We start from the raw sequence: 15003 nt of genomic DNA, 5'->3' as shown, positions 1-15003 counted from the left end.
TTCAGTTTTGTAGTTTTTTCACTTTCTCGATGAGGTCATCCATTTTGTTTCTCATGGTTGGATAAGAGAGTTCGGCCTGCTTTGCCATTTCTTTGATACTCCCGCTGGACAGAAAAAAGTTGAGGACAAACTCTTGGTCGTCTCTGCTCAGTTTCAAAAGAACCGGAAGTTCATAATCACCATTTACCTGAGTTGCACAAGATGGGCAGGTCATCTGACTCACATTCAGAGTATGGTCGCAGCTTGGACATATGATAGGGAGTTTCATTTATTTTAATTTTATTTTACAAATGTAATAATTATTTTAACAAAGTTAAATATTATTTTAATTTTATTAAAATAATCTATTCGTTAGAATCAAAAAAACTTCCACAATGGGAAGTTTTGGTAAAAAATCAATTGGTACGATTGGCTATTGATCGATGCTGGTTTTTATTTTGTTGTCATCAGATTTTACATATTCCTGGTAGCTTCCTTGTGAATAGACCTTTTGTTCTATGTTGGTTGTTTTTGTGTTCGAGGAGGGTTTCCAAAAATTCTGATCATATTTTTTAGAGACGGTAAGTGAGCAGATAGGGCTCTTGGATGTTATTTTAAGCTTTACCAATGTTATATAATTGATCTCGCAAAAGAAAAATTGAGGGATTTTCTCTGCCGATTCCTGAATCTCACCGTTGGCGTAAGTAACCGTCCATTTGTAAAGATGATCGGAAGCTTTATTTTCATTTGGGAAAAAAGAAATGATAGACTCACTCACTTTCACTTCTTTGAAATCATCGATGCTGATTCCACAGTTGTTTTGCGCCACAGCTTGTTTTGTTTCGACAACTTCAACTGTTTTTTCGCATTCAAAAAGTCCTTTGTCTGTCAATATAGATACACTGATATTGTTTTTGCCGACATCTTTAGGAATCAGGCTTACTTTATTGAGTTTGTTGCTACCTTCAAAAGTTACAATTTTGTCGTTTGATGATTTCCATAGATAGCATTCCTCACATTGAGCTTTTGTGTCTACGGTAAAAGAATTTGTTTCATTTAATTTTAAAATATTACTTCCGGAAATGGAACATTGTGCATAAGAGGAATTGATTGCCGATAGTCCGGCAACCACAAATAAATATTTTTTCATGTTTGTGTTTTTAAATTCCTCCTTCGAGTGCAAAAATCATACCTGAATAACCCCCATGTTGAATTTTTCTGTAATTGGAGAATGATTGGCCGCTTCTATTCCCATGCTGATCCATTTTCTTGTATCCACAGGATTGATGATCGCGTCTGTCCAAAGCCTTGCCGCGGCGTAAGTAGGTTGGGTTTGCTTGTTATAATCTGTCAAGATTTTATCAAGGATTTCTTTTCTTTCTTGTTCTGATATTTCTTTGCCTTGTTTTTTAAGGGTGGATTCCTGGATTTGGAGAAGAACTTTCCCCGCTTGTGAACCGCCCATTACAGCGAGCTCTGCCCAAGGCCAGGCGACAATCAATCTCGGGTCATAAGCTTTTCCGCACATGGCATAATTCCCCGCTCCGTAAGAATTTCCTGTGATGACAGTGAATTTTGGGACTACGGAATTAGAAACGGCATTCACCATTTTTGCACCATCTTTGATGATCCCGCCATGTTCGGATTTGGAACCGACCATAAAGCCGGTAACATCCTGAAGGAAAACCAAAGGGATCTTTCTCTGATTACAATTGGCAATGAAACGTGTCGCTTTGTCAGCTGAATCGGAATATATAACACCACCGAACTGCATCTCGCCTTTACCGCTTTTTACCATTTTTCTTTGGTTGGCAACTATTCCAACGCTCCACCCATCGATTCTTGCTGTGGCACAAATAATGCTTTTCCCGTAATCTGGTTTGTATTCTTCGTATTCAGAATTATCGACAAGACATTTTATGATATCAAAAGTGTCATATTGTTCTGATCTTGCTATTGGCATTATTCCAAAAATATTTTCAGGATTCTCTCTCGGTGGAAAACTTTCTATCCTGTCAAATCCAGCTTTATCAAAATCCCCGATAGATTTCATGATATTTTTTATCCTGTCCAAAGCATCCTTGTCATCTTTAGCCTTATAATCTGTAACACCGGATATCTCACAATGTGTTGTGGCTCCTCCGAGAGTTTCATTGTCAATATTTTCACCAATCGCAGCTTTTACAAGATAACTTCCTGCGAGAAAGATACTTCCTGTTTTGTCTACGATCATCGCTTCATCACTCATGATCGGGAGATAAGCGCCGCCGGCAACACAGCTTCCCATAATGGCCGAGATCTGAACTATTCCTGCTGCACTCATCTTGGCATTATTTCTAAAGATTCTTCCGAACATTTCCTTGTCCGGGAAGATCTCGTCTTGCATTGGTAAGAAAACACCGGCAGAATCTACCAAATAGATGATTGGCAGACGATTTTCCATGGCTATTTCCTGAGCCCTAAGGTTTTTCTTTCCTGTAATAGGGAACCAGGCTCCAGCTTTTACTGTAGCGTCATTCGCCACTACAATACATTGTCTTCCAGAAATGTATCCTATTTTTACAACAACACCGCCTGCGGGGCAGCCGCCTTGCTCCTCATACATTTCGTAACCTGCAAATGCGCCGATTTCTATGGACTCAGAATTTTTATCGAAAAGATATTCCAATCTTTCTCTGGCGGTCATTTTTCCTTGGTCTCGTTGTTTTTGGAGTGCTTTTTCCCCACCTCCCAATTTGATTTTTGCCAGGTTTTTTTTAATGTCAGAAAATTTTAGCTTGTTAATATCTTCTCTTTTGTTGAACTCTAGATCCATAAGGTTTTTCTTTGGCGTTAAAGATAAAATTTTTTAGATAATGACAAAGCAATTGTATCAGAAGATAAACTTAACATAATATTTTTTACTTTTCTACGTTAGTAATCAAAATGAAATGAATTTTAGTTAGTTTATGTTTATTTTTAATAAGTTATTATTAAAAGATCCGTATAAATGTTTGTACGGATTTTTTGATGCTAAATATTCAGATAACTTTGTTCTATCTACTTATTTTAATCAGTATTTTTTATCCTAAGTTTGCAAACTGAAAAGATCAATATCGTATTAATGAAGAATTCCTATTTGCTGAGGTTGCATTTTATCGTTTTTTTATGGGGTTTTACTGCTATTTTGGGAAAACTGATTTCCACAGAAGCCAATGTTCTTGTCTTCTACAGAATGTCATTCGCAGCAGTTTTTCTGTACTTGTATATCAGAATTATCAAGAAAGAAAGCGTAAAGATAGCAAAGGTATTATTGTTTAAACTAATAGGAATAGGAAGTGTGATGGCCTTCCACTGGCTGTTCTTTTTCCAATCTATCAAAGTTTCCAATGTTTCTATTGCATTATCCTGCCTTTCATTGTCTACATTGTTTGCATCATTGATAGAACCTCTGGTTTTTAAAAGAAGACCGGATTGGGTAGAAGTTGTCATTGGACTCATTATAGTTGTTTGTATCTCTTTGATCTTTAATGCGGAACTTAAGTATAAAGAAGGGATTTTCTATGGGATTCTGTGCGCACTTTTCGGAACAATATTTTCGGTTTTCAATGGGAAGATTTTTGGAAAAACAAGTTCCGGAAATATAATATTCTATGAGATTGCCGGCGGATGGCTGGTCATTAGTTTATATTTCCTTTTTACGGGACAAATTTCTTCCGTCAGCGAAATAAGTTATACCGATATTGCGTTAATAATATTGTTGGCTTCTGTTTTTACGGCTTATCCAATGTTTGAGAGTGTGAAATTAATGAAGTTTATTTCCCCTTTTACATTGATCTTGACGGTAAATCTGGAACCTGTCTATGGGATTATTCTGGCTTTTTTTATCTTTGGAGCTTCAGAACATATGAGTCCTGTTTTTTATATCGCTTCTTTGGTAATGATACTAGCAATCGTTATCAATGGAATTATAAAATCGAAACGGAAAAAAGATGATGTAATTGCAGAACCAAACCATCTGTAAACAGTTTTTGATGAAAAGAATTTTATTTTTTTTACTGGTTATTTTTTGTCAAATTCTTGATGCCCAGATCATCAGGAAATATTCTAATGAATTCCTGAATATCGGTGCCGGTGCAAGAGGATTGGCAATGGGAGGAGCCGTTGTCTCAAATCAGGACGATGTTTATTCCCCAATGTGGAATCCCGCCGGACTTTTACAGATAGACAGGGATTGGCAAGCTGCTGCAATGCACGCAGAATATTTCGAGTCAATAGCCAAATACGATTATATCGCTTATGCCAAACCTTTGGATAATGAGAACGGCGTTTTTGCAATTTCATTAGTTAGATTAGGTATCGATAATATTCTTAATACCACTCAGTTAATTGATTCCGAGGGGAATATCGATTATGATAAGATCAGCTCTTTCTCTACTTCAGATTATGCGGCTTTGCTCTCGTATGCCTTTCATCCCAATGGGAATCACAGATTAGATGTAGGGGCTACTGCAAAAGTGGTTTACCGTAATGTAGGAAAATTTGCGAGTGGTTATGGTTTTGGATTTGATCTGGGAGCAATTTATCATACAGACACGGATTGGAATCTTGGCTTTATGTTAAGAGATGCTACAACAACTGTCAATTTTTGGACAATCAATCAGAAAGAATTATCTGCCGTAGTAAATGGTGAGGAGTTCAACCCTGCTCCCACAGACAAAATGGAGATAACGATGCCAAAATTAAATCTTGGTGTGAGCCGTACATATGAATTCAATAGAGATCTGAAACTTTTACCAGAAGCTGGATTGAACATCGATTTTGCGAAGACGGCAGCTCTTATTTCCACAGATTTCGCAAGTATAACACCTTATGTTGGTGGGGAGCTGATCTTCCAAGATATGATCTTTGTTAGATTGGGATTCAACAGATTTCAAACGCTTTCGGATATTGAGGATTTGAAAAGAAAAGTCTCTTTCCAGCCAAGTGCAGGTATTGGAATCAAATATAAAGGCTTGACCCTGGATTATGCGATAACCAACTCTGGAATTGGTGGTTCTAATTTTTACTCCAACTTCTTTTCTCTGAAATTGGATATACACGGTTTTAGAAATTAAAAAAATAACTAACTTTCACCAATGAAAAAGCTCTCAATTTTTTTATCTGTTTTTTTACTTGTTCTGATCAAAGCTCAGAATCTTTCTGATTATAAGTATATTTTAATTCCAGCAGAATTCAATGACTTTAAAGAGAACAGGTCATATGGTCTTGGCAAATTTTTAGAAAGATCGTTGAAATCAAAAAAATATGTCGTGCTTTCCGAGACAAAAAGCCAATGGCCGCAAGATGCATTGACAAATCCTTGCAAAATTCTGATTGCCGATATTCTGGATGATAAAAGCATGTTTAGAAACAAGATCATTCTTCAGTTCAAGGATTGCAATAGCAAGGTGATCTATTCCGAAAAATCGAGTAGCATGATCAAAGAATTTGAACCAGGATATCAGGATGCTCTGAAACAAGGATTGGTTAAAGTCCCTGTTTCTAACCCTAGTCCTGAAATAGAAAAGCTTGCTGAATCCAAGGCCACGGAAGAAGTCAAAAGAAATGATGATGTTAAAACAACTCAGACTCCAATTGCACAAAGATTCAAAAATGGAAATTTGAGTTTACAAAAAATTCAAATTGATGATAGTCAATTCATCTTGGTAGATGGAAATAGTTCTGTTCCTTATGCAACTTTCAAATCAACCAATAAGACGGATGTTTTCCGAGTGAAACTGGCTTCCGGAGAATCAACGATCGGTTATTACGAAAATGGAAATATTATCATCGAGATTCCTAAAAGCAATGGTAATTTTACTAAAGAAGTTTTCTCCGCAAATTAATTCGATGTAATATCTAATATAATAAAAGCTCCAAATTCTGGAGCTTTTTTAATTAGGAATTAGAAAAATTTGACCTTACTTATTAGGTTGCGGCGTATATCTCAAATATGGTTTGATAACTTTTACACCTTTCGTAAATTTTTTCTCAGCATCTTCCTGCGAAACAGCTGGCGGAATGATCACATCTTCACCGTCTTTCCAATCAACAGGTGTTGCCACACCATAACCATCGACCAATTGTAAAGAATCCAGAACTCTCAGGATTTCTGTGAAATTCCTTCCCGTCGAGGCAGGATAGGTGATGATCAATCTTACTTTCTTGTTTGGGTCGATGATCAGCAAAGACCTTACTGTCAAAGTTGCACTTGCATTCGGATGGATGAAATCGTATAATTCGGAAACTTTCTTGTCCTGATCGGCAATGATAGGGAATTCGACTTCTGTATTTTGAGTTTCGTTGATGTCGGAGATCCAACCTTTATGATTATCGATTCCATCAACACTCAAAGCCAAGACTTTTGTATTTCTTTTATCGAATTCTGGCTTCAGTTCAGAAGTTTTCCCAAGCTCAGTTGTGCAAACTGGAGTATAATCTGCGGGATGGGAAAATAGTATTCCCCAAGAATCTCCAAGATATTCGTAAAAATTAAGATTTCCTAAACTGCTTTCTGCGTCAAAATCCGGAGCGGTGTCACCAAGTTTAATAGACATATTTTTAGTATTTTATGATTAATGGAAAACAAATTTAATAATAAAAATCTCAATTCATACTAATTTAGTATTATTTATTTTTAGTTATAAAAAAAACCACATATTCGTGGTTTTAATTTTTTTATTTGTGAATGTTTGGATTATAATGTTCCAATTTTGCTGTCATCAATATTATATTTTTTGATAACCTCTTCGTAAGACATTTTTGATAAATCCCCAGCATTGGCATTTTTCCCCATAACAGCAGGAACTAAAACAACTCTGAAAGTTTGGTTGTTAATAAATTCTGGTCTCAAAGTTAAATTGAACGTTCCACTTGCATAGATAGCAAAATCATATTTTGTGAAATCAAATGTATAATCCAATTCATGGTTAGTTTCTGTGCCTACTTCAATATTATATATTGTTTGCGGTAATGGTTGCCATACAGGAGCATTACTACTGGTACCAACTCTTCTATAGATTAGGACAATATCTGAGTCATACATTGCATTTGCAAATTCTCTCGAAATTGTTCCTAGTCCAGAATTAGAATCATATGAAAAGTTAACATTTGTAAGGTCATAAACGGCTGGATAATCTGCCGGAGTAGAGTTGTCAACATATTCTGTACGGTCACAACTTATTAGTAAAAAGCTAAAAATAGCTGCAATTACAAAGGGAAATAATTTTTTCATAGGTTTTAAATATTTACGTTAAAATTTAATTACAAAATACAGACCATAAAAATAGCTTTTTTCCGTGGAATTAATATCTTTATGGAAACTTTCTGAATTTTAGATTTTCAAAATATGAAAAAGTTAAGTCTTCTTATAATAACTTTTATTTCCCAATTTTATTTCACTCAGTATCAGCCGAAAAATATTTCCAGTTCGGATATTAAGAAAGCGAATGATTGGGTCGATAAAACTTATAGATCACTTTCACAGGATGAGAAGTTGGGACAGTTGTTCATTGTAGCACTTTACACCAACAAGGATGAAGCTCATATTTCTTATGTAAGAAATATTGTAATACAGGATAAAATCGGGGGATTGATCCTGATGCAGGATGATGCGGCGAGAGAAATCAATCTGGTAAATGAGTTCCAGTCAAAATCAAAAGTACCATTGATGATAGGAATGGATGCAGAATGGGGGGTATTTCAAAGAATTGCAAAAGCGCATAAATTTCCTTGGGCGATAACCTTAGGTGCAATTCGGGATAAAAATCTGGTTTATGAGATGGCTGGAAAAATTGCCGAGGATTGTAAAAGGATGGGAATCAATTGGGATTTTGCACCGGTTGTGGATGTCAATACCAATCCAAATAATCCGATTATCGGAAACCGAAGTTTTGGTTCTGATGTCAATAATGTTGTGAATTCTGCTTTGGCATATTCCAACGGTTTACAGGATAATAAAATTTTGGCTGCTATTAAACATTTTCCGGGCCATGGTGACACTTCTACAGATTCGCATTTGGATTTGCCCGTTGTTTCTCACAACTTGGAACGCTTGGAAAAAACTGAAATAGCACCTTTCAAGGCATTGATGGATAAAGGCATTGGCGGTGTAATGGTTGCGCATCTTTATGTTCCGACTTTGGAAAACGAAAAGGGAATCCCGGCTTCGGTTTCTAAAAAAATAGTGACAGGTCTTTTAAAAGAAAAGCTTGGTTACAAAGGTTTGATCATCACAGATGCACTGAATATGGGAGCTGTTGCCAATAAATTCAAGGCTGGGGAATTAGACGCATTGGCTTTCAAAGCGGGAAATGATATTATGTTGTTTTCACAAGATGTTTCGACTGGGAAAAAGTTGATTCAAAAAGCAATTGATAACGGAGAAATTTCCCAAGATAGAGTAGAGGAGAGCGTTAAAAAAATTCTTTTGACCAAGTATTATTTAGGCATAAACCAATACAATAACATCAATCCGGAAAATGTGAACGATGATTTGAATAATGCCTCACATTCTGCTTTGGTTCAGAAAATGTACTCGAATGCTTTGACATTGATCAAAGACGAAAAAAGACTTTTGCCTCTCGATTGCAAAGAAACTTACTATTACATTCCTTTAGAAGAAGCAGCTTATGAAACTTTCCTCGCCCAGATCAATACAGGAACAACTGTCATTGTAAAAAAAGCTAACGAAATCAATACAATTCCTGCTCATTCAAAAGTGATTGTAGGTTTCCACAAAGATAATTCTACAGCTTACAAACCCTACAAAATTTCGGACGCAAGCAAGAAAATTTTATCAGATCTAAGTAAAAATCAAACTGTCATTCTGGATGTTTTCGGAAGTCCTTATGCTTTGAAGGATATTGATATCTCGAAGGTTTCCACAGTTTTGATTTCTTATGAAAATAATGACGACTCGATGAAGGCAACAGCTAACGGAATTCTTGGACAGACAAAAATCTCTGGAAGACTTCCGGTTTTGGTGAATGATAATTTGAAATTCGGAATGGGAATGGATGTCGGGGCGAAAATTTCAACCAATCAAACTGATAGAAAAAATAGCTCAGAAACAAAAAAATATAAGACTGTAATTGAGTAAATTTATAGCCGCAAAAACTTTAAAGATTTATATCTCGCAGATTTTGTAATTTAAACAGATTTTAATTTTTCACCTGCTGGATTGGCGAAATCTGTGAGAATTTTTAAAATAAATCTTTTGTGGTTTAAAGAAATAAAAAATGAAAATAGGAATACTTTGCTACCCAACTTACGGCGGAAGCGGAATTGTGGCAACAGAATTAGGAATGTCTCTGGCGAACAAAGGTTATGAGGTCCATTTCATAAGTTCTGCATTACCAGCACGTTTGGATGTCACAAACCCGAATATTTTTTTCCATAAAGTCAACGTTCAGACGTATCCGCTGTTCCAATATCAACCTTATGATATCGCATTGTCATCGATGATCTATCGTGTGGTGAACCTTTACAAGTTGGATATTCTTCACGCTCATTACGCGATTCCGTACGCTTATGCAGCTTTTACAGCAAAGCAAATGTTGAAGGCCGAGCATAAAGATGTCCCTTTGGTGACAACACTTCATGGAACAGATATTACTTTGGTTGGACAACATCCAAGCTACAAACATGCTGTAGAATTTTCTATCAATCAGAGTGATACGATAACTTCAGTCTCTGAAAGTCTGAAAAAAGATACATTACAGTTTTTCAATATTCAGAAAGAAATTCAGGTAATTACCAATTTTATTGATAATTCTGTTTTTGATGAAGATTGCAAAACCTGCCAGAGAGAACAATTTGCTAGCGACGATGAGAAAATTCTGATCCATGTTTCCAATCTTCGCCCTGTAAAGAGAATTCAGGATGTTTTGGAGATTTTCAAAAATGTCACCAAAAAGGTAAAATCAAAACTGATTATCATTGGCGAAGGTCCGGAAATGGAAAAGATCTCCGAGTTCATGGAAAATAATCCGGAACTGATCGGTGAAATCAAGTTACTCGGAAAAGTCAATGATCTATACAGGATCCTTCAGCTTTCGGATGTCTTTCTCCTGCCGTCTGAACAGGAAAGTTTCGGTTTGGCAGCGTTGGAGGCGATGGCAGCTAGAACGCCTGTTATCAGTAGTAATGCGGGTGGAATCCCGGAAGTTAATATTCAGGGAGAAACCGGATTTTTGGCAGAAACCGGAAATGTAGAAGCGATGTCCAATTATTGTATCAAGCTTTTGAGTGATGAAAATCTTCTTGCTGAAATGAAAAAAAATGCTAAAGCTCAAGCAATCCATTTTGATTTGAAAAATATTCTCCCGATCTATATTGAGATGTATGAGAATACAATTGCAAAGTTTGAGGAAGCGAAATATAAAGAAGTCTGATAGAATATTTATCTTTCATATATGACAGATCTTCGACACTCTGCTCATGCTGATAACTTTAATATAAGAGATGTCACATTGAGCGAAGCCGAAGTGTCTGATGTATTATTTTAAATTTTCGAATCCACATTTAAAATATTTTTATAACTTAACCCTTTCGAAGTTTTACTTTGAAAGGGTTTTTTGCTTAACGAAAAATCACAAACACAAATGAATGAAGAAATATTACAATATCTCTGGAATTTTAAGAAATTCCGGAACTTTGACTTTGTCTCTACGGATGAGCGAAAAATAGAAATCTTAGAATTTGGAGAATGGAACAAGAATTCCGGTCCGGATTTTCTCTTTGCAAAGATCAGGATTGACGACATTATTTTTGCCGGAAACATTGAGATCCATACCAAAGCTTCCGATTGGTTTTTTCACAACCATTCGGGAAATCCTGAATTTGAGAATCTGATCCTTCATGCTGTTTATATTAATGATTGTGACATCCCTGTATTGGAACATCAGAATATTCCAACTTTGGAACTCAAAAATTATATTGATGAAGAACTGATTCAGAAACACCAAAATTTGAGTCAGGAACATTCTTTCATTGCTTGTGAAAAGCTGTTTGATGAAAATAGAATTCCTTTATTTTTTGAAGAAACGATTTTGCTCAAGAAGTTAGAAGTCAAATTACAAGTCTTTGAAGAATCTTTGAGCAAGAATCAAAACAATTATGAAGCGGTTCTCTTTCAAAATCTGGTTTATACTTTCGGGTTGAAGGTGAATGCAGATATCTTTCTTCAAATGGCGGAAAGTCTGGATTTTTCCGTGATTCAGAAAATCAAACAAAATGATATTCATTTAGAAGCTTTATTCTTTGGGATCTGTGGGTTTTTGGATGTTCCCGAAGATGAGATAATGCAAATCTGGAAACGGGAATTTGATTTTTTGAAAGTGAAATTCAATTTATCTGATTTTAGGATTCATCCAAAATTTTCCAAACTTCGCCCTCCAAATTTTCCGACAATCAGACTATCACAGTTGGCGAATCTTTATCATTCTCAACCGAATCTTTTTTCAAAACTGATTGATGCAAGATCGATTGATGACCTATATAAAATTTTTGAATGTGTTAAGGCTTCCGAATATTGGGATAATCGTTTCAATTTTGGGAAAATTTCGTCAGTTGAGAACAAGAAATATCTAAGTCAGGATTTCATCGATTTGATTATCATTAACACGATTTTACCACTGAAATATTTCTATCATAAAAATCATAATCCTGAAATCATAGATGATATCTTTGATTTTTATAAACAGATGAAACCTGAAAAGAATTCTATCCTGGACGAATGGAAAAAGTTAGGAATGAAGTTTGAAAATGCCCTGCAGACGCAAGCTTTTCTTTATCAATACAAATTATTCTGCATTCAGAAAAAATGCTTAAATTGCGGTATTGGTTTTCAATTACTGAATAATGATAGATAATATTCGCCACAGATTCGAGAGAGAATGGTTTGGAGTGCTTACAAGATATGGGACCAAATTAGGAATTCCTGTTTCCAAGCTTCGTGTTTTTTTTATCTATTCCACGTTTGCAACTGCCGGGATTTTCTTTATTTTCTATCTTACTTTGGCTTTTTTGCTTTGGATAAAAGATTGTGTTGTGACTAAACGACCAAGTGTTTTTGATTTGTAAATTTATAATTCTGAATAAAAAAATCCGATTGAATTTTCAATCGGATCTATTATATTTCAAAAGAAGTCTAAAATCTGACCTCTATAATCTAATGTCTCTTATTTAAGGATTAGCTGTAGAGATATTTGCCGTAATATATTCTCTGTTCATTCTAGCGATATTTTCCAGAGAGATGCCTTTTGGACATTCTACTTCACAGGCACCGGTGTTGGAACAGTTTCCGAAGCCTTCTTCGTCCATTGCTTTTACCATGTTCAGAACTCTTCTCGTTGCTTCTACACGACCTTGAGGTAACAATGCGAACTGTGATACTTTTGCACCTACGAATAACATCGCAGAACCGTTTTTACAACTCGCTACGCAAGCACCACAGCCGATGCAAGCCGCAGCATCCATAGCTTTGTCGGCATCTTCTTTCGGAACTGGGATCGCGTTGGCGTCCAAAGTGTTTCCAGAGGTATTCACAGATACGAATCCACCTGCGGCCATCACTCTGTCAAATGCACTTCTGTCAACAACCAAATCTTTGATCACCGGAAAAGCAGCACTTCTCCAAGGTTCGATGTGAATGGTTTCGCCATCTCTGAAATGACGCATATGCAACTGACAGGTCGTGATTCCTGTATCCGGACCGTGCGCTCTACCATTGATGTAAAGAGAACACATTCCGCAGATCCCTTCGCGACAATCGTGGTCAAAAGCTACAGGGTCTTTCCCTTCGTTGATCAACTGCTCGTTCAGGATATCCAACATTTCCAAGAATGAAGAATCCGTAGAAACATCAGAAATTTTATAGGTATCGAATTGTCCCTTCGATTTATTATTTTTTTGTCTCCAAATTTTCAGCGTAAGATTTAGGCCTTTTTTTGCACTCATATTTATATATTTTTGGATGGAGATTATTTGTAACTTCTTGCTTTAACTTCGATGTTTTCGTACACCAATTCCTCTTTGTGCATCACCTCCTGGTTGATGTCTGCTCCTTTATATTCCCACGCAGCTACATATTTGTAGTTCACATCATCACGTTCTGCTTCTCCATCAGGCGTAGAGTGGTCTTCACGGAAGTGTCCTCCACAAGATTCATTTCTGTTAAGCGCATCGATAGCCATCAGTTGTCCTAATTCCAAGAAATCCGCAACTCTGAAAGCTTTTTCCAATTCCGGATTCAGGTTATCTGCATCACCAGGAACTTTTACATTTTTCCAGAAGTCATTTCTGACTTCTTCAATTTCTTTGATGGCTTCTCTCAGTCCTTCAGGTGTTCTTCCCATCCCCACTTTGTTCCACATGATGTGTCCCAATTGTTTGTGGAAATGGTCAACAGAATGAGTTCCTTTATTGTTAAGGAAGAAATCTATTTTTTCTTTGATTCCTTTTTCCGCTTCATCAAATGCAGGTGAATTAGTTGGAATTTTACCTGTTCTGATATCTGCAGAAAGATAATCAGCAATGGTGTAAGGTAAAACGAAATATCCGTCTGCCAAACCTTGCATCAAAGCAGAAGCTCCCAATCTGTTGGCACCGTGGTCTGAGAAATTCGCTTCTCCAATGACGAAACATCCAGGAATCGTAGATTGAAGGTTATAATCAACCCAAACACCGCCCATTGTGTAGTGAACCGCTGGATAGATTTTCATTGGCGTCTTGTAAGGGTCGTCAGCAGTGATCTTCTCGTACATTACGAATAAGTTACCGTATTTCTCCTCAATCCATTTTTTACCAAGGTCATAGATCTGTTGTTCCGTTGGATTATGAATATGTTTTTCGATAGCGGCTTCTTTACCTTTTTTCATGATTTCTGTAGAGAAATCCAGGTAAACGCCTTCTTTCGTATCATTGTTTTCGATTCCGTAACCTGCGTCACATCTTTCTTTTCCGGCTCTGGAAGCAACATCCCTAGGAACCAGGTTTCCAAATGCAGGATATCTTCTTTCAAGATAGTAATCTCTGTCTTCTTCTTTGATGTTTTCTGGTCTCAGTTTTCCTTCTCTGATAGCCACAGAATCTTCAATTTTCTTAGGAACCCAGATTCTTCCCGAGTTTCTAAGAGATTCTGACATTAGAGTCAATTTAGACTGCTGAGTCCCATGTACCGGAATACAGGTCGGGTGAATCTGCACATAACAAGGATTTGCAAAATATGCCCCTTTTTTATGGATTTTCCAAGCTGCGGAAACGTTTGAACCCATTGCATTGGTTGAAAGGAAATATACGTTTCCGTAACCTCCGGAAGCGATGACTACTGCGTGAGCAGAATGTCTTTCGATTTCACCGGTTACAAGGTTTCTTGCGATGATTCCTCTTGCTTTTCCATCAACAATAACTAGGTCTAGCATCTCGTGACGGTTGAACATCTGGATTCTGCCTTTACCGATTTGACGGCTCATTGCAGAATAGGCCCCTAACAATAACTGTTGTCCGGTTTGTCCTTTTGCATAGAACGTTCTTTTTACCTGAACTCCACCAAATGAACGGTTATCCAATTGCCCACCGTATTCGCGTCCAAAAGGAACACCTTGCGCAACACATTGGTCAATAATATTGGCAGAAACTTCTGCTAGTCTGTAAACGTTTGCTTCTCTTGCACGGTAATCCCCACCTTTGATGGTATCGTAAAATAATCTGTATGTTGAATCCCCATCACCTTGATAATTCTTGGCAGCATTGATACCACCTTGAGCAGCAATAGAGTGTGCTCTTCTCGGAGAATCCTGGTAGCAGAAAGCTTTTACATTATAGCCTTGTTCAGCAAGAGTTGCAGCGGCAGAACCGCCAGCTAATCCTGTCCCAACAATAATGATGTCTATTTTGTCTCGGTTGTTTGGCGCAACCAAGTTCATGTGATCTTTATGATTTTTCCATTTGTCCTTAAGTGGACCAGCAGGAATCTTTGAATCTAAACCCATAATTTATTTT

General features: G+C 36.7%; 14 protein-coding genes. 7 read left to right on the top strand and 7 right to left on the bottom strand.

All coding sequences use genetic code 11. From position 1 onward, the window contains the following. Position 1: 1 nt before the first annotated feature. The 3 genes from K319_RS0110465 to K319_RS0110455 all read right to left on the bottom strand — a co-directional run bounded on the left by K319_RS0110465 (position 2) and on the right by K319_RS0110455 (position 2794). Positions 2–268 (bottom strand): DUF2089 family protein, encoded by a 267-nt coding sequence (locus tag K319_RS0110465; RefSeq protein ID WP_027383622.1) that lies wholly within the window; start codon positions 266–268, stop codon positions 2–4. Between the two features lie 144 nt (positions 269–412). Next, positions 413–1129, bottom strand: coding sequence for a hypothetical protein (locus K319_RS0110460; RefSeq protein ID WP_027383621.1), 717 nt, complete (start codon positions 1127–1129; stop codon positions 413–415). 36 nt (positions 1130–1165) lie between these two features. Further along, the gene (locus tag K319_RS0110455; protein ID WP_027383620.1) at positions 1166–2794 is read right to left on the bottom strand and encodes an acyl-CoA carboxylase subunit beta; all 1629 of its coding nucleotides are present in this window, start codon (positions 2792–2794) and stop codon (positions 1166–1168) included. 288 nt (positions 2795–3082) lie between these two features. Between K319_RS0110455 and K319_RS0110450 the strand changes: the two genes are divergently transcribed. The 3 genes from K319_RS0110450 to K319_RS0110440 are packed head-to-tail and all read left to right on the top strand — an operon-like array spanning position 3083 to position 5846. After that, positions 3083–3982 (top strand): DMT family transporter, encoded by a 900-nt coding sequence (locus K319_RS0110450; protein WP_027383619.1) that lies wholly within the window; start codon positions 3083–3085, stop codon positions 3980–3982. A gap of 10 nt (positions 3983–3992) precedes the next feature. Then, complete coding sequence (locus K319_RS0110445; protein WP_051230607.1) at positions 3993–5075, top strand: putative type IX sorting system protein PorV2; 1083 nt, start codon at positions 3993–3995, stop codon at positions 5073–5075. 21 nt (positions 5076–5096) lie between these two features. Beyond that, complete coding sequence (locus tag K319_RS0110440; protein WP_027383617.1) at positions 5097–5846, top strand: hypothetical protein; 750 nt, start codon at positions 5097–5099, stop codon at positions 5844–5846. A gap of 75 nt (positions 5847–5921) precedes the next feature. On the opposite strand, the gene K319_RS0110435 is transcribed toward K319_RS0110440, so the two are convergent. Continuing rightward, on the bottom strand, positions 5922–6557 hold the full coding sequence (locus tag K319_RS0110435) for a peroxiredoxin (protein ID WP_027383616.1): 636 nt from the start codon (positions 6555–6557) through the stop codon (positions 5922–5924). Between the two features lie 140 nt (positions 6558–6697). Beyond that, positions 6698–7234: a hypothetical protein gene (locus tag K319_RS0110430; RefSeq protein ID WP_027383615.1), complete on the bottom strand. Its 537-nt coding sequence runs from the start codon at positions 7232–7234 to the stop codon at positions 6698–6700. A gap of 114 nt (positions 7235–7348) precedes the next feature. On the opposite strand from K319_RS0110430, the gene K319_RS20185 reads away from it, so the two are divergent. From K319_RS20185 to K319_RS0110410, 4 genes are all read left to right on the top strand, one after another. Then, on the top strand, positions 7349–9100 hold the full coding sequence (locus K319_RS20185; protein ID WP_051230605.1) for a glycoside hydrolase family 3 protein: 1752 nt from the start codon (positions 7349–7351) through the stop codon (positions 9098–9100). A gap of 139 nt (positions 9101–9239) precedes the next feature. Then, complete coding sequence (gene bshA / locus K319_RS0110420; RefSeq protein ID WP_027383614.1) at positions 9240–10394, top strand: N-acetyl-alpha-D-glucosaminyl L-malate synthase BshA; 1155 nt, start codon at positions 9240–9242, stop codon at positions 10392–10394. Between the two features lie 210 nt (positions 10395–10604). Beyond that, positions 10605–11873 carry a DUF2851 family protein gene (locus tag K319_RS0110415; protein ID WP_027383613.1) on the top strand — a complete coding sequence of 423 codons (1269 nt, stop codon included), beginning with the start codon at positions 10605–10607 and terminating at the stop codon, positions 11871–11873. Beyond that, on the top strand, positions 11863–12084 hold the full coding sequence (locus K319_RS0110410; protein WP_027383612.1) for a hypothetical protein: 222 nt from the start codon (positions 11863–11865) through the stop codon (positions 12082–12084). Before K319_RS0110415 ends, K319_RS0110410 begins: the two co-directional genes overlap by 11 nt. Positions 12085–12186: 102 nt before the next feature. On the opposite strand, the gene K319_RS0110405 is transcribed toward K319_RS0110410, so the two are convergent. Together K319_RS0110405 and K319_RS0110400 are read right to left on the bottom strand one after the other, a co-directional pair. Further along, on the bottom strand, positions 12187–12960 hold the full coding sequence (locus K319_RS0110405; RefSeq protein ID WP_027383611.1) for a succinate dehydrogenase/fumarate reductase iron-sulfur subunit: 774 nt from the start codon (positions 12958–12960) through the stop codon (positions 12187–12189). A gap of 23 nt (positions 12961–12983) precedes the next feature. Further along, entirely contained in the window at positions 12984–14993 is a 2010-nt protein-coding gene (locus K319_RS0110400; protein ID WP_027383610.1) for a fumarate reductase/succinate dehydrogenase flavoprotein subunit, read from the bottom strand. Positions 14994–15003 lie beyond the last annotated feature (10 nt).

Origin of the sequence: Epilithonimonas caeni DSM 17710 (assembly GCF_000426465.1) — a bacterium.
Classification (GTDB): Bacteria; Bacteroidota; Bacteroidia; order Flavobacteriales; family Weeksellaceae; genus Epilithonimonas; species Epilithonimonas caeni.
This window is presented reverse-complemented; position numbering and strand designations above follow the sequence as displayed.